We start from the raw sequence: 15,610 nt of genomic DNA on the forward strand, positions 1-15,610 counted from the left end.
GTTACAATATACAAATTTTTTTTAAAAAACATATCAATGAAAAAAAAATTATATACTGCAATTGGACTAATGAGCGGAACTTCTATGGATGGTATTGATTTATCTATAATTAGTTCAGATGGATGCGATGAATTTTCAAATATTTTAGATGATTATTATGAGTATGATAAAAATCTTCAGGATAAGTTAGTTCGATTAAGAGATTTAGTTTTAACAAAGAAAGATCTTTTACAAAATTTAGAAAAATTAGGAGAATTAGAGCGTAATTTAACTCTTTTTCATGCCGATGCAGTTAATCAATCATTAAAAAAATATAGAGACCCTATTGATTTGATAGGTTTTCATGGCCAAACAATTTTTCATAACCCAAATGAGAAAATTACCAATCAATTAGGAGATGGAAAATTGTTATCTCAAATGATCAAAAAAAAAGTCATATATGATTTTAGACAAGCGGATATTCAAAATAATGGCCAAGGTGCACCTTTAACACCAATTTTTCATCATATTTTATCAAAAAAATTTAATCAAAATTTTAATATTAATTTTCCAATAGGTTTCTTGAATATTGGTGGTATCGCAAATGTTACAAAAGTTATTAATGACTCTAATAATTTTCAAAATAACCTTTCTGCTTTTGATATAGGCCCTGGTAATTGTTTAATTGATGAATGGATAAGAAATAATTCTAATAAAAAATTTGATAAAAATGGTGAACTAGCTAATGCAGGTAAGGTTGATCAATTAATTCTAAATCAGGCAATAGATAATTTTAAAATAAATTCTTACTCCCAGTCATTGGATATTAAAGATTTTGATGTGTCATTTGCAAGAGGGTTATCTTTAGAAGATGGTTGTGCTACTATAACAGATTTTACAGCATATTTGATTGCAGAAGGATTAAAATATATTAGCCAAAAAAACAGTATTAAATTTTTACTCTGCGGTGGTGGAAGAAAAAATAGTAATTTAATTAATCGTATAAAAAATTACATATCAAATGAAAATAATATTACTTTGGAAATTATAGACAATTATAATTTAAATGGTGATTACATTGAATCACAGGCATTCGGATTTTTGGCTATAAGATCTTTTTTAAATTTACCAATTTCTTTTAGCACAACAACTGGATGTAAAGAATTTACAGTAGGTGGAAAATTGGTAGAAAATTTTTAATAAAGTGCTGTTTCTTTTTTTATATACTTATCAAGATGCTTAACTAAAGCATCACTTGTTTTTGAAAAGAAATGATTAGCCTCTGATATTGCATTAAATTCTACTTTAATTCCTTTTTGAGCACTTAATCTTTTATCTAATTCTGTAATGTATTCTACTGGTACCAATTCATCTTTTTTACCATAAACAACCAAGCCTGAAGTTGGACATGGAGATAAAAAAGAAAAATCATAAACATTTGGTTGAGGTGAAATAGCTATAAATCTGTTTATTTCTGGTCTTCTCATTAATAATTGCATTGCAATCAAAGATCCAAATGAAAATCCCGAAACCCAACATTGTGAATTGTCAAAATTTTCTCTTTCCAACCAATCTAAAGCTGCTGCTGCATCGGCGAGTTCGCCTTGACCATTATCAAATTCTCCATCGCTTTTACCAACACCTCTGAAATTTACTCTGCAAACAGAAAAATCGTTATCCATAAATGCATAAAAAGTGTCTACTACTACTTTATTATTCATAGTTCCTCCATATTGGGGATGAGGCTGTAATACTAAAGCAATTGGAGATGTATTTTTTTTACTTTTATAATATTTAGCCTCAAGTCTTCCTGCTGGACCAGGTATAAATATTTCTAAAATCTTATTATCCATATGCGATATTGATTATTATTCTCAAAAAAAATGTACGTTTATCACAAGTCAGCGACAATATGTTAGTTTTTTTTTATACTCTAAACTTGACCATTTTAGTCAAGTATGTATAAAAACCCACAAATTAAGGGTAAAAAATGAAACTTACATCAAAAGGTAGATATGCTGTAATGGCATTAGTTGATTTAGCTAGGTTTGATAGTATCAATCCAGTATCGCTAAGAGATATATCATTAAGACAAGGTATATCTTTAGATTACCTAGAACAGATTTTTTCTAAATTAAAAAAAAATGAAATTGTAAAAAGTATTAGAGGAACTCAGGGAGGATATGTTCTTAATAAAAACCCAAACGATATTAAATTAACAAATATTTTCCATGCTGTAGATGAGAAAGTAAAAACTGTTCAATGTAAAAAAGAATCAAAAAGAGGATGCAACGGTAAAGCTACAAAATGTATAACTCATAATCTTTGGGATGAATTGGAGACACATATAAACACATTTTTTGAGAACAAAAGTTTAGAAGACCTAATAAAAAATAATAAAGAAACAAGAGTTTAAAATGGATAGCAGACAAAAAGAAATAGAAAATTTAAAAGACTATAAATACGGTTTTTCTACCGACATTGAAAATATTCGAGCACCAAAAGGTTTGAGTGAAGAAGTAATAAAATTTATTTCTAAAATAAAAAAAGAACCTGAATGGATGTTAAATTTTAGATTAAAAGCTTTTGAACGTTTTAAACAATTAAAAGAACCAAATTGGCAAAAACCAAAATATCCAAAAATTGATTATCAAGACCTTTATTATTATTCAGCACCAAAAAGTATGAAGGATAAGCCAAAAAGTTTAGATGAGCTAGATCCTAAACTTTTAGAAACATATAAAAAATTAGGCATACCTCTACAAGAACAAGCAAGATTAAATGGTATAGCAGTGGATGCTGTATTTGACTCTGTTTCTGTAGCCACAACATTTAAAGAAGAATTAACAAAACAAGGAATTATTTTCTGCTCAATGTCAGAAGCAATTCAAAAACACCCAGAATTAGTAAAAAAATATTTAGGAACTGTTATTCCAACAACTGATCATTTTTTTGCAACTTTAAATTCTGCAGTTTTTACAGATGGGTCATTTGTATATATTCCTGAGGGCGTTAAATGCCCAATGGAACTTTCAACTTATTTTAGAATAAATGCATCTGAAACAGGACAATTTGAAAGAACTTTAATTATTGCAGACAAAGGAAGTTATGTCAGTTATTTAGAAGGTTGCACAGCTCCAATGAGAGATGAAAATCAATTACATGCTGCAAACGTTGAATTAATTGCACTCGATGATGCAGAAATAAAATATTCAACAGTTCAAAACTGGTATCCAGGCGATAAAGACGGTAAGGGAGGAATTTATAATTTTGTAACCAAAAGAGGTTTATGTAAAGGTAAAAATTCTAAAATTTCATGGACACAAGTTGAAACAGGATCAGCAATAACATGGAAGTATCCAAGCTGCATTTTAAAAGGTGATAATTCAGTTGGTGAGTTTTATTCAATAGCAATAACAAATAATCATCAAAAGGCTGACACCGGAACTAAAATGATCCACCTTGGAAAAAACACAAAAAGCAAAATTATTTCTAAAGGAATTTCGGCTGGACAATCTGATATGATGTATAGAGGTCTTGTAGATATCTCATCAAAAGCAGATAATTCAAGGAATTTTACTCAATGTGACTCCTTATTAATGGGAAATAAATGTGGAGCTCACACAATACCTTATATAAAAAATAAAAACCTTAAATCAAACATAGAGCATGAAGCAACTACATCAAAAATAAGTGATGAACAGCTATATTATTGCAATCAAAGAGGATTAAATCAAGAAGAGGCAGTAAGTTTAATTGTTAATGGTTTCTGTAAAGAAGTCTTGCAACAGTTACCAATGGAGTTTGCCGTTGAAGCCCAAAAATTAGTGGGCATTAGTCTAGAGGGGAGTGTCGGTTAAATGTTATCTATAGAAAATTTAAAGGCAAAAATAGATGAAAAAGAAATTTTAAAAGGTTTAAATTTGAATATTAAACCAGGGGAAGTACATGCAATTATGGGTCCTAATGGGTCAGGAAAAAGTACTTTATCAAACATTTTATCAGGAAAAAAAGGTTATGAAGTAAATGGAAATATAAAATTTGAGGGAGAAAATCTTTTAGAGCTAGAAACTGAAGAAAGAGCACATAAAGGAATATTTTTAGCATTTCAATATCCATTAGAAATACCTGGGGTTAATACAAATACATTTTTAAAAACTTCAATTAATGCAATCAAAAAGGCTAGAGGAGAAAAAGAATTGGATGCAATTGAATTTTTAAAATTAATCAAACAAAAATCTTCAGAATTAAAGTTTGATCAAGCAATTTTGAATAGACAATTAAATGTTGGCTTCTCAGGCGGTGAAAAAAAGAAAAATGAAATACTCCAAATGTCAATTTTAAATCCTAAATTATCAATTTTAGACGAAACAGATTCAGGTCTTGATATTGATGCGTTAAGAATAGTTTCTGAAGGAGTAAATTCATTAAGAAACAAAGATAATTCTTTCTTAATAATTACTCACTACCAAAGATTATTAGATTATATCAAACCAGACTTTGTACACGTTTTAAAAAATGGACAAATTATTAAATCAGGAAACTTTGAATTAGCTAAAGAACTAGAAAAAGTAGGTTACGAGAATTTTAATTAATGGAAAATCAAATTAAATCAAACTTTAAAAAAATAATTAGTAAATTGGATTTTACTAATGCTCAAAAAGAAATTAAGGAAAAAAATATCGACAATTTTTTAAAAAAAGGATTTCCAAACAAAAGACTTGAGGATTGGAAATTTTCTGACTTAAAGCAGATAATTTCAAATAATTTTGAAGATTTAAATTTTTTAAATGAGAATAATACTGAATTAAAAAAAGGTGAGATAATTGAGGACTTAGAAGCAAATAAACTAATTTTTGTTAATGGTGTTTTGTCTAACATTGACTTTAAATACGAAAATCTTGAAAAGATTGAAATTGAAAAAAATGCTGATCTTAATGAAGAGGTAAATCAAAACGCTTTACTAAACTTAAACTCTGCATTTGTTTCAAATTGCATTAAAGTAACTATTAAAGCCGGATATCAATTTAAAAAACCATTGGTATTGTATAATTATTTAACAGAGGGGTTAAACTCATCAGGAATAAACACTAGACTGGATTTAGATTTAGAAAATGATGTTGCGTTAGATATAGTTAATGTTTCTAACAAATCATCAAATAAAAATTTTCTTAACTTTAGACAAAAAATTAATATTGGTCAAAATTCAATACTAAAAAATTACAGTTTAGATATAAACCAAACAGACAGTATTAAATATATGCATAAAGAAATTAATCTTAGTAAAAATAGTCATTTAGAATATTTCATTTTATCAGCTGGTTCTAAATTCTTAAAACATGATATCAATTGTTCATTAAATAGTGAGTATGGATCAATTTCATTAAATGGAATTATCAATTTGAAGAATGACCAACATCACGAGATCAAAACAGTTATTAACCACAATGAAGAGAATTGTAAGAGCTATCAATTAATCAAAAGTGTATTGAGCGATGATTCAAAAGGAGTTTATCAGGGCAAAATATTTGTTGATCCAAAAGCTCAAAAAACTGACGGTTACCAATTAAGTAGAGCTATTTTACTAAATGAAAATGTAGAGTTTAATGCAAAACCTGAATTAGAAATTTATGCAGATGACGTTAAATGTTCTCATGGCTCTACATCAGGAAATATAGATGAAAATTCAATATTTTATTTAATGTCCCGGGGACTTAGTTATTCAGATTCAAAAAAATTATTAACAAATGGTTTTTTAAATGAAGTTATTGAGAAAATTACAAATGAAAATATTAAAAATTTCGTAAAAAAAATTACAGGTATAGAAGTATGAACATAGATTTAGTTAAAAAAGAGTTTCCAATTTTCGATGAGAAAATTCAAAATAATGATTTAGTTTACTTAGATAGTGCTAATTCTTCACAAAAGCCTAAGGTAGTAATTGATAGAATTAATGAATTTTATACGAAACAATTTTCTAATGTTGGAAGAAGTGTTCATTATCTTGCTGTGGCAGCAACTAATTTATATGAAAATACTAGAACCTCAGTTCAAAAATACATAAATGCTAAAGATAAAAATGAAATTGTTTTTACCAAAGGTGCTACAGAAGCATTAAATCTTGTTGCAAATACTTTAGGACAAAACTATTTACAAGAGGAAGATGAGGTTTTAATCACTGAATTAGAGCATCATTCAAATTATGTTCCATGGCATTTTTTAAGAAAATCTAAAAATATAAAAATAAATTTTGCTGAAATAAATGAAGAGGGTGAAATTACGTTAGAAGAAATAGAGAAAAAAATTACACCAAAAACTAAAATTATATCTATTACTCACTTATCAAATGTTACAGGTGCAATTTTACCTGTTAAAGAAATTACTGATCTTGCACATTCTAAAGGAATAATAGTCGTTGTTGATGGATGCCAAGGAGCGCCACACTTAAAATTAGATATGCAAGATTTAGATTGTGATTTTTATGCAATTTCTTGTCACAAAATGTATGGGCCTACAGGTTTAGGAGTTCTTTATGGTAAGAAAAAGTGGTTAGAGGAATTGCCTCCATACCAGGGTGGTGGTGGAATGATAAGTGAAGTTAAAAAAGATAGAATTTCCTATGGTGATTTACCAAATAAATATGAGGCTGGCACCATGGCTACTGCGCAAGTAATTGCTTTTGATCAATCAATTAAGTTTTTAGAAAGTATTGGAATTGAAAATGTTATGAAACATGAAGCAGAATTAGTTGAGTATGGGCAAGAATTATTAAAAAAGAATAATTCAGTTAAACTGATTGGTAATCCAAAAATTAAAGGAGGAGTGTTATCTTTTATTTTAGAAGGAGTACATCCTCATGATATAGCAACAATATTAGATGAGGATGGTGTAGCAATAAGAGCAGGCCATCATTGTTGTCAAATTTTACATGACAAATTAAATATTCCTGCGAGCGCGAGAGCATCAATTGGAGTTTATAATACAAAAGATGATTTAGATCAGCTAAATGAGTCGATTAATAAATGTAAAAAAATATTTAATTTATAATGAATTTAAAAGAATTATATCAAGAAATAATATTGGAGCATGGAAAAAATCCAAGAAATCTTCGTAAGACTGAAGATTTTAACAAAGATGCTAAAGGAAATAATCCTTTGTGTGGAGACAATGTTCATGTTTATTTAAAATTAAACGGACAAAGAATTGTAGAGGATATTTCCTTTGAAGGTAGTGGATGTGCAATTTCAATGGCATCAGCTTCTATAATGACAGATTTAATCAAAGGTAAAAACGAACATGAGGCCAAAGAAATAGTAGAAGACTTCCTAGGCATGATTAAAGAAAATCCAGAATTAGAGTCAGAAAATTTAGATGAAGATGAAAAGACTAAGCTGATGAGTTTATCTGGAGTAAAACAGTATCCAATGAGAGTTAAGTGCGCAACACTATCATGGCATACTTTAGTTTCTGCTTTTGATGAAAATAAAGAAGAGGTAAAAACCGAGAATTAAATATGTCTAAAAAAGAACAGATTATAGAAGAGATAAGAAAAATTTATGATCCAGAGCTACCTGTAAATATATACGAATTGGGATTAATTTATGATATTAAAGTAGAGGAGGATAAGTTTGCTAAAATTAAAATGACTTTGACTACACCAAATTGTCCAGTAGCAGAAAGTTTACCTAAAGAAGTAAAAGATGGTGCAATGCAAGTTGAAGGTATAGAGGATGTTGATCTTGAGTTAGTTTGGGATCCACCGTGGAACAAAGATATGATGTCAGAAGCAGCAAAATTGGAATTGAATCTATAATGAACCCGATAATTAAATTAAGTGATAACGCAGCATTAAGAATAAAAGAAATAATGGCTAATGCTGAAAAAGATTCTATTGGTGTCAGAGTATCAGTCAAATCAGGTGGTTGTGCAGGGATGTCTTATGTAATGGAGTATACAAAAGAGTTAAATCCTAATGATGAAATTATTGAAGATAAGGGTGTGAAGGTATTCGTTGATTCAGCTGCTATTATGTATCTTCTTGGCACTGAAATGGATTATAAAAAAGAAGAATTATCCTCGTCATTTGTATTTAACAATCCAAATGAAACTGAGAGATGTGGTTGCGGAGAGTCCTTCAAAATATCATAAGTTGTATTATCCCATTCCTTGCATATCTGTATTGCATCATATGCATATCTAGTATATAGATTCTATATGAACAAATTTGAGTTTAAAAATCTTGTTAAAAACTTAAAAGATTCTTTAAAGGAAAAAACATTCTTTAAAGAACTTCGTAAAGAAGTGGAAACCGGTGCTAACGGAACACAAGATTACGTAGTCAAAAAAGGTGTTAACAAAGATACAATTGCTACAACTAGACAGTAATTAAGTTTATTAGCTACTGTAATACATCTCAAACTCTACAGGATGAGGTGCATGTTCGAATTTGTGAATTTCTTCAAATTTCAGAGCAATATAAGCGTCAATTTGATCATCAGTAAAGACACCACCTTGAGTTAAAAATTCTCTGTCTTTATCTAAACTCTCCATTGCTTCTCTTAAAGAACCACAAACTGTTGGGATAGCTTTAACTTCTTCAGGTGGTAATTCATATAAATCTTTATCAAAAGACTCACCTGGATGAATTTTATTTTTTATTCCATCAATTCCAGCCATTAACATAGCTGCAAAAGTTAAATACGGGTTTCCTGCAGCATCTGGGAATCTAATCTCACATCTTGCACCTTTTTTACTTAACGTGATCGGTATTCTACAAGAGGCAGATCTATTTCTTGCTGAATACGCAAGAAGAACTGGAGCTTCAAAACCAGGAATTAATCTTTTGTAACTGTTTGTTGTAGAGTTAGCAAAAGCATTAATTGCTTTAGCATGTTTTAGAATTCCGCCAATGTAATGTAGTGCAGTTTCACTTAATCCAGAATACGCATCACCTGAAAATACTGGCGTATCACCTTTCCAAATAGATTGATGGATGTGCATCCCTGAACCATTATCACCAGCAACTGGCTTTGGCATAAATGTTGCAGTTTTTCCAAATGAATGTGTAACCATTTGAACAACATATTTATATAATTGTACGTTATCAGCTTGATTTACTAAAGTTCCAAAATACATTCCAAGTTCGTGCTGACTAGGAGCAACTTCATGGTGATGTTTTTCAACTTTAATACCAACTTCTTTCAAATTTTTAAGATACTCACCACGCATGTCTTGTTCACTATCAACTGGTGGTACTGGGAAATATCCTCCTTTAATTTGAGGTCTATGACCCATATTTCCATTTTCGTATTCTTTACCTGAATTGTAAGGACCTTCTTTACTATCTAATTTAAATCCACACTCATTCATATCATTTTTAATTCTTACATCGTCAAAAACAAAAAATTCTGGCTCAGGTCCAAAAAAAGCTTTATCACCTATACCTGAAGCTTTTAAATATTCTTCAGCTTTTTTAGCAACACCTCTTGGATCTCTTTCATAAGGATCTTTTTTAATTGCATCTAGAATGTCACAAAACAAAACCACAGTATTATGAGACGTAAAAGGATCCATGAACATTCTTGCAGTATCTGGTTTTAAAATCATGTCAGACTCATTAATTGCTTTCCAACCAGCTATAGATGAACCATCAAAAAAGACGCCCTCATTCAACATATCTTCATCAACTATAGAAGCATCCATAGTTAAGTGTTGAAGTTTTCCTCTTGGATCTGTAAATCTTAGATCTACAAATTCTGCTTCTTTTTCTTTGATAAATTTTAATACGTTTGCTGCACTCATTTTGTCTCCTATGTAATTTTGTTTGGACTAATTAGCAAAAAAATGCTTAAAAATATTGCTTATTTAATAAATAACACCTATGCAATTTTCACATAAGTAGTGTAATTAGTCACTAAAATATTAAATTTATTAAACTTGTGAATTCAATACTAAATAAAGAACCAGTTTTAAGAGCTGAAAAATCATTGAAACAATTTAGCCCAGATCTAAAAGTGATTGTTTTAGAACAAACCGCAAGAACAGCAAAAGATGCAGCTACAGCTTTAGGTTGCAAAGTCGGAGCTATTGTTAAAAGCTTACTATTCAAAGCAGGGGACAGTTTTGTTTTATGTTTAGTATCTGGAGACAAAAGATGTTCATTAAATAAATTAAAAAAAATTTTAGATGAAAAAGATGTTTCAATGGCAAACCCTGATGATGTTAAAAAAATTACCGGATATACAATTGGTGGAGTATCGCCAACAGGACATTTAATAAAAATAAAAATTTTTATAGATGAAACCTTAAGTAGATTCTCTTCAATTTTTGCAGCTGCAGGCCATCCTAATGCAGTTTTTGAAATAAATTTTGAAAATCTAATTGCTTTAACTTCTGGTGAAATAAAAGAAATAACAGAATGAGAAAACCACAATTAGTTGATTATTTATTGTTATCTTTGTTGTCATTAATATGGGCTTCTGCTTTTTTTAATATAAAGATTGCTACATACTCATTTGGACCCATTACAATAGGTTTTTTAAGATCTTTTTTAGGAGCTATACCAGTTTTAATTTTATGTTTTTATAAAAATATTAAAATTGAAGCATTTTCAAAGGATTGGAAGTGGTTTGCAATCATTGGATTGGTAAATTTAGTTATTCCATTCATACTAATATCTTATGGAGTGAATTTTGTTCAAAGCAACTTAGCAGCTATCTTGATGTCTACGACACCATTAAGCTCAACAGTTCTAGCTCACTTTTTTTTAAAAGGAGAAAAATTTAATCTTTTAAAAACAATTGGATTATTAATTGGATTTTCAGGAATAGTATTTTTGTTTTCAGATAACTTTTTAATTAATGAAAATAACTTTATTGCTGCACTTTTGATTCTTCTTGGATCTACCTGTTATGTAATCGGAGGAGTTATAACTTTAAAAATAAGCAACAAAGAAAATGAAAATGTTACGGGTTCAATTTTAATTTGGTCTACAATTATACTTCTTCCATTCACTTTAATTTTTGAAAAACCTTGGATGTTAAATCCTTCAACAGAATCTATTATATCTGTAATATATTTAGGAATTTTTCCTACTGGGATAGCATGGTTATTGAGATTCAGAATTTTAAAAACAAATGGTCTCATATTTCATTCACAGGTTTCATATATCATTCCAATATTTGGAATTATTTTAGGATACATATTTCTTAATGAAATAATTACCTCAAAAATTATTGTTGCATTAATTGCTGTATTTATTGGAATATATTTAGCAAGAAAAGCAGATTATAAAAACGTTACTTAAGCTTTGCCATTGCTTTTATGTGAGCAGGACCAGTTTCACAACAACCTCCAATAATTGTTGCTCCATTTTCTTTAAATTTTTTTGCAATTTCATGAAATTTATCTGGTGTAAGATCATGTCTTTTTCCTAAAAACTCATTTGGATTTCCCTTAGTTTTTAAATAATTAGCTGTGTATCCGTTTTTTGGTTTAGTGGTCATAAATCCATTTAATTTAAATCCAAATGGTACGTTTAATTTTTTGATTTCTTCAAGATTTTGCTCATAATTTTCAGGTGAAACACAAGACAACATAACGCCTAAAAGATTTCCATCAATAATACTTTTAATATCCGAAATTTTTTCACCACTAGGTAACTTTGTACCTTCTGAAATATGAATTCCTATTAAATAAGGTTTTTTGAATTCTTTAATTGCCTCAATACCACATTTAAACTCTCTAATGCTGCTCCAAACATCAAAGTAATAAAAATCTACGTATTCATTTAATAATCTAGCCTGTTCATTAAAGTCTTTAGTGATTTCAACCTCACTTCTTATATCCTCTTCATAAGTTAAACGTTGAGGTGGCAAACCTCCAGCAATCATTATATTTGGATATTCATTTTTTACTTTTAAAGCAATTTCTCCTGCTTTTTTATTAAGATATTCGAATTTACCTTCAATGTTGTTTTCACTTAGTCTTTTTCTTCTTGTGGTAAAAGTTGTTGTAACAATTACTTCTGCCCCAGCTTTTACAAAATCTTTGTGAGTACTCTCTACCAATTCATGATATTCAGAATTTAGTATCGCATTAGCGCTCCATAAAGTTCCATTAGGCTTCATACCTCGAGCCAAAAGCTCTTGACCCATTCCACCATCCAATATTCTCGTTTCTTTAAAAAAATTAATATTCATTGTGTCCTCACTTTTTTAGTGCTTTAGCTTAATGCTAGGTGCACAATACAGTTCAACTACCTTGCTTATTTGATTATTTTGGGATTTCCATTTTAGCAGTTTATGCCCGCAATAGGATCAAATCGGCAATTACCCTTTTAAATGATAATTAAATATTTGTAAACTATCTATTTAAAATAATTTTAGCATTAAAAGAAAAAGATCTTCTTTCAGCATTAATATTAAATGGATAAGCAGTATGCATTAAATAGTTTGGAAAAATTATTAAGTCTCTTTCTTTTGGCACAATATTATAAATACTTCTGCTCAAAAAACCTCTTTGTCCGTTAATAAAATCAATTGTGCCGTTAGTCTTATCTTTTTTGTTTTTTAAAAATTTATTTTTAGTCATATTTTTTGGTACTTTTAAATAACCAACACCAGATAAATCTCCATCATGATAATGGATTGGGTTATATTCATCTTTAAATTGACTAACTACCCATAAATTTAATATCTTTATATCTTTAACTTTTTTAATCTTTTCATTTTTAAGAAAATTTTTGATATTCTTTTTTATTTCTCTTTCTAAATTTTTTTTTATAAAATTATTTGAAATTTTAATTTCTTTTTTAATCTGACTAGCTAATTTAGAACTATAATCATTATTTTTTGTTAAAACTCTATTATCAATCTCTTTATTTAAGATATCTAAAAATTTCTTTGAAATTTTTGTCTTTCCTATGGATGGACCAAAGGGTTTTATATTTTTCATAATTCTCTAAATATCTTAAAAGCAAATTTATTCAATATTAAGCTATAAGTTTAATTCCCATTCTTATTGCGACAAAAATTACAAGAAAAGAAGTTAGTATAGCTAATATTTTGTTCGATAAAAATTTAATGTTTAATAAGCTACCAATTTGTCCTCCAATAAGCACCGTTAAAAACAATGGCCAATAGTTAGTAACCTGATCTAAAACCTGATCTTTTGTAAGCTGTCCAGCTATTCCAAAGATAGAATTGATTAAAATAAATAAAGATGCACTGCTGGTTATATGTCTTGGGTATCCAGCTTTCATTAAAAATAGAAGGGGGCTTAAAAAAATTCCTCCACCAATTCCTACTAACCCTGACATAAAGCCAATTATAGATCCAATAGAAATTGAGATTATTCTTGGTATTTGGTTAATTTTAATTTTCTCTTTATTAAAAGATTTACTCTCAATTAATAAAAAAATGCCTGCAACCAACAAAACACAAAATAATAAAATCTCAAATAAACTTTTTTCAATTGTTATTGATCCTCCAATAAATGCAAAAGGAATAGAGCCAATTAAATAAGGAAAAAGTAAATTAAAGTTTATATTTTTAGATCTTATAAAATTAATAGAATTACCAGATACAACAATAATATTACATACAAGGGCTATAACGGGAAATATTGCGTAAGGTACACCCCAAATTAAAAGTATTGCAAGATATGTTGAGCCTCCCCCAAAACCAACACTTGAGTATATTAATGCAGTTACAAAAAAAAGAATTGATAATATAATCATTTTTAAATTATGGATGTAAATATAGCTTTATTAACTGTAACAGATACAAGAACATTTGATAATGATAAATCGGGTGCAATCTTAGTTGAAAAAATTAAAGAAGCTAAACATCAATTAATTGATAGAAAAATTTGCAAAGATAATAAAGAAGATATTGTAAAAATTCTAAAAGAATGGACTAATCAAAAAGATATAGATGTCATTATAACTACGGGAGGAACTGGTCTTACAGGAAGAGATATAACCCCTGAAGCGATTGACGAAATTGCAGATAAACATATACCTGGTTTTGGAGAGGTTTTTAGAACAATAAGTCTTAAAACAGTTGGAACATCGTCTATACAATCTAGAGCTTGCGCAGTTTTATCCAATGGTAAATATATATTTGCATTACCTGGATCTTCTGGAGGTGTTACTGATGCATGGGAAGGAATATTAAAACATCAGCTAGATATCAATCACAAACCTTGTAATTTTGTTGAATTATTTCCTAGACTTAAGGAAAAATAATTATTTTTGATATTTGTCTTTCCATTCAGAGTAAGGCATTCCGTATACATGCTCTCTTGCATCAGGATCAGAAATTTCAATCCCCTTTTTTCCAGCCTCTTCTCTGTACCACTTGGAAAGACAGTTTCTGCAAAAACCTGCAAGATTCATTAGATCTATATTTTGCACATCTTTTCTTTCTCTAAGGTGAGATATAAGTCTTTCAAATGCTGCAGACTGTAATTCTTTTTTTGTATTTTCGTCCATAATTTATTATATGTTTAATTTATGAAATTAACAGGATCTTATAAAATTAATTTAGAAAAACAAAAAGTTTGGGATGCTTTAAATGATCCAGAAATATTAAAACAAGCTATTCCTGGATGTGAAGAATTTAATAAAAAATCTGATACAGAATTTTCTGCAAAAGCCACAAATAAAATCGGACCTTTTAATGCTACATTTTCTGGTGATATAGAATTGAAAGATTTAAATCCTCCTAACAGCTACAAGATTTCAGGATCTGGAAATTCTTTGGTTGGTTTTGCTTCAGGAGAAGCTAAAGTTAAACTTGAAGATACAGACAAAGGAACAAATTTAATTTATTCTGTTGAAGCACAAGTAGGTGGTAAAATTGCACAAGTAGGTTCAAGACTTATTGATATGACAGCAAAAAAGATGGCAGATATTTTTTTTGGTAAATTTTCGGAATTAATTTCTTCTGAAAAAGTTGAAGAAAAAGAAAACTCATCAATAGCTGATCTAAAAACCCCTGAAAAAAAAATTGATTATGGTTATTTAACTGCCGCAGTAGTTCTTGGAATCTTCTTAATTTATTGGATGTTTTTAAAATAAAATTCTAGTCTAAGTAGTGTTCAATTTGATGCTTGCCTTCATATTCTCAAAATGATTAAATCCTATTATTATTTATAAGGAGAGATTATGGGTAAAATTTCATTAGAAGTTAATGGAAGAAAAGTTGAAAAAGAAGCTCCTGATAACACTTTACTATCTACATTTTTAAGAGAGCATTTACAGCTAACAGGTACACATATTGGATGTGATACTAGTCAATGCGGAGCATGTGTAGTTCATGTTGATGGAAATTCTTTAAAAAGTTGTACTGCTTTAGCAGCAGATGTTAATGGATCAAAAGTTACAACTATTGAAGGTTTAGAAACAAATGGAAACATGCATCCAATGCAAGAAGCATTTAAAAAACTTCACGGTTTACAGTGTGGTTTTTGTACACCAGGAATGGTTATGAGTGCAATTGATCTTCTACAAAAAAATAAAAAACCATCAGATACAGAAATTAGAGATTGGTTAGAGGGAAATATTTGTAGATGCACCGGATACCAAAATATTGTTGCCGCGGTTAAAGAAGCAGCAACAAAAATGTAA

General features: G+C 29.1%; 21 protein-coding genes and 1 riboswitch. Of the genes, 15 read left to right on the forward strand and 6 right to left on the reverse strand.

Annotated features, from left to right (window positions below):
* Positions 1 to 36: 36 nt before the first annotated feature.
* Positions 37 to 1,179, forward strand: coding sequence for an anhydro-N-acetylmuramic acid kinase (locus tag DT059_RS05015; protein WP_145597299.1), 1,143 nt, complete (start codon positions 37 to 39; stop codon positions 1,177 to 1,179).
* Here DT059_RS05015 and DT059_RS05020 read toward each other — a convergent pair.
* Positions 1,176 to 1,820, reverse strand: a complete 645-nt coding sequence (locus DT059_RS05020) for an alpha/beta hydrolase (protein WP_445082358.1) — start codon at positions 1,818 to 1,820, stop codon at positions 1,176 to 1,178. The two genes, DT059_RS05015 and DT059_RS05020, sit on opposite strands and share 4 nt — an antisense overlap.
* A gap of 149 nt (positions 1,821 to 1,969) precedes the next feature.
* Between DT059_RS05020 and DT059_RS05025 the strand changes: the two genes are divergently transcribed.
* The 9 genes from DT059_RS05025 (at position 1,970) to DT059_RS07300 (ending at position 8,364) form a co-directional block, all read left to right on the forward strand.
* Complete coding sequence (locus DT059_RS05025) at positions 1,970 to 2,395, forward strand: Rrf2 family transcriptional regulator (RefSeq protein WP_145597304.1); 426 nt, start codon at positions 1,970 to 1,972, stop codon at positions 2,393 to 2,395.
* A 1-nt stretch (position 2,396) separates the two neighbouring features.
* On the forward strand, positions 2,397 to 3,839 hold the full coding sequence (sufB, locus tag DT059_RS05030) for a Fe-S cluster assembly protein SufB (protein ID WP_145597306.1): 1,443 nt from the start codon (positions 2,397 to 2,399) through the stop codon (positions 3,837 to 3,839).
* A complete protein-coding gene (gene sufC / locus DT059_RS05035) occupies positions 3,840 to 4,574 on the forward strand; it encodes a Fe-S cluster assembly ATPase SufC (RefSeq protein ID WP_145597311.1) in 735 nt (244 codons plus the stop codon). It abuts the gene before it with no gap.
* Positions 4,574 to 5,812, forward strand: a complete 1,239-nt coding sequence (gene sufD / locus DT059_RS05040; protein WP_145597313.1) for a Fe-S cluster assembly protein SufD — start codon at positions 4,574 to 4,576, stop codon at positions 5,810 to 5,812. The genes sufC and sufD overlap by 1 nt, the downstream gene beginning before the upstream one ends.
* Complete coding sequence (locus DT059_RS05045; protein ID WP_145597315.1) at positions 5,809 to 7,026, forward strand: aminotransferase class V-fold PLP-dependent enzyme; 1,218 nt, start codon at positions 5,809 to 5,811, stop codon at positions 7,024 to 7,026. The genes sufD and DT059_RS05045 overlap by 4 nt, the downstream gene beginning before the upstream one ends.
* Positions 7,026 to 7,490: a Fe-S cluster assembly sulfur transfer protein SufU gene (gene sufU, locus DT059_RS05050; protein ID WP_075504904.1), complete on the forward strand. Its 465-nt coding sequence runs from the start codon at positions 7,026 to 7,028 to the stop codon at positions 7,488 to 7,490. Before DT059_RS05045 ends, sufU begins: the two co-directional genes overlap by 1 nt.
* Positions 7,491 to 7,492: 2 nt before the next feature.
* The gene (locus DT059_RS05055; RefSeq protein ID WP_145597317.1) at positions 7,493 to 7,792 is read left to right on the forward strand and encodes an SUF system Fe-S cluster assembly protein; all 300 of its coding nucleotides are present in this window, start codon (positions 7,493 to 7,495) and stop codon (positions 7,790 to 7,792) included.
* Positions 7,792 to 8,127: a HesB/IscA family protein gene (locus tag DT059_RS05060; RefSeq protein WP_145597319.1), complete on the forward strand. Its 336-nt coding sequence runs from the start codon at positions 7,792 to 7,794 to the stop codon at positions 8,125 to 8,127. The genes DT059_RS05055 and DT059_RS05060 overlap by 1 nt, the downstream gene beginning before the upstream one ends.
* Before the next feature lie 66 nt (positions 8,128 to 8,193).
* A complete protein-coding gene (locus tag DT059_RS07300) occupies positions 8,194 to 8,364 on the forward strand; it encodes a hypothetical protein (RefSeq protein WP_023855029.1) in 171 nt (56 codons plus the stop codon).
* A 9-nt stretch (positions 8,365 to 8,373) separates the two neighbouring features.
* Here DT059_RS07300 and glnA read toward each other — a convergent pair whose 3' ends face one another.
* Positions 8,374 to 9,780, reverse strand: coding sequence for a type I glutamate--ammonia ligase (gene glnA, locus DT059_RS05065; RefSeq protein WP_075504906.1), 1,407 nt, complete (start codon positions 9,778 to 9,780; stop codon positions 8,374 to 8,376).
* Between the two features lie 137 nt (positions 9,781 to 9,917).
* Here glnA and DT059_RS05070 point away from each other — a divergent pair, with 137 nt between their 5' ends.
* The gene (locus DT059_RS05070) at positions 9,918 to 10,400 is read left to right on the forward strand and encodes a YbaK/EbsC family protein (protein WP_145597321.1); all 483 of its coding nucleotides are present in this window, start codon (positions 9,918 to 9,920) and stop codon (positions 10,398 to 10,400) included.
* Entirely contained in the window at positions 10,397 to 11,284 is an 888-nt protein-coding gene (locus DT059_RS05075; RefSeq protein ID WP_145597323.1) for a DMT family transporter, read from the forward strand. The genes DT059_RS05070 and DT059_RS05075 overlap by 4 nt, the downstream gene beginning before the upstream one ends.
* On the opposite strand, the gene DT059_RS05080 is transcribed toward DT059_RS05075, so the two are convergent.
* The 3 genes from DT059_RS05080 to DT059_RS05090 form a co-directional block, all read right to left on the reverse strand.
* Positions 11,277 to 12,179, reverse strand: coding sequence for a homocysteine S-methyltransferase family protein (locus DT059_RS05080; protein WP_145597324.1), 903 nt, complete (start codon positions 12,177 to 12,179; stop codon positions 11,277 to 11,279). The two genes, DT059_RS05075 and DT059_RS05080, sit on opposite strands and share 8 nt — an antisense overlap.
* A gap of 7 nt (positions 12,180 to 12,186) precedes the next feature.
* Positions 12,187 to 12,250, reverse strand: a riboswitch (SAM riboswitch).
* Between the two features lie 92 nt (positions 12,251 to 12,342).
* Complete coding sequence (locus DT059_RS05085) at positions 12,343 to 12,933, reverse strand: putative 2OG-Fe(II) oxygenase (RefSeq protein WP_145597326.1); 591 nt, start codon at positions 12,931 to 12,933, stop codon at positions 12,343 to 12,345.
* A gap of 37 nt (positions 12,934 to 12,970) precedes the next feature.
* Entirely contained in the window at positions 12,971 to 13,717 is a 747-nt protein-coding gene (locus tag DT059_RS05090) for a sulfite exporter TauE/SafE family protein (protein ID WP_145597327.1), read from the reverse strand.
* A gap of 9 nt (positions 13,718 to 13,726) precedes the next feature.
* On the opposite strand from DT059_RS05090, the gene DT059_RS05095 reads away from it, so the two are divergent.
* Positions 13,727 to 14,227: a molybdenum cofactor synthesis domain-containing protein gene (locus DT059_RS05095; protein ID WP_145597328.1), complete on the forward strand. Its 501-nt coding sequence runs from the start codon at positions 13,727 to 13,729 to the stop codon at positions 14,225 to 14,227.
* On the opposite strand, the gene DT059_RS05100 is transcribed toward DT059_RS05095, so the two are convergent.
* The gene (locus DT059_RS05100) at positions 14,228 to 14,473 is read right to left on the reverse strand and encodes a DUF1244 domain-containing protein (protein ID WP_072091233.1); all 246 of its coding nucleotides are present in this window, start codon (positions 14,471 to 14,473) and stop codon (positions 14,228 to 14,230) included.
* A 21-nt stretch (positions 14,474 to 14,494) separates the two neighbouring features.
* On the opposite strand from DT059_RS05100, the gene DT059_RS05105 reads away from it, so the two are divergent.
* Both DT059_RS05105 and DT059_RS05110 read left to right on the forward strand, forming a co-directional pair.
* On the forward strand, positions 14,495 to 15,061 hold the full coding sequence (locus tag DT059_RS05105) for an SRPBCC family protein (RefSeq protein ID WP_145597330.1): 567 nt from the start codon (positions 14,495 to 14,497) through the stop codon (positions 15,059 to 15,061).
* Between the two features lie 87 nt (positions 15,062 to 15,148).
* A complete protein-coding gene (locus DT059_RS05110; protein WP_145597331.1) occupies positions 15,149 to 15,610 on the forward strand; it encodes a (2Fe-2S)-binding protein in 462 nt (153 codons plus the stop codon).

Origin of the sequence: Candidatus Pelagibacter sp. FZCC0015, from assembly GCF_007833635.1 — a bacterium.
Lineage (GTDB): Bacteria > Pseudomonadota > Alphaproteobacteria > Pelagibacterales > Pelagibacteraceae > Pelagibacter.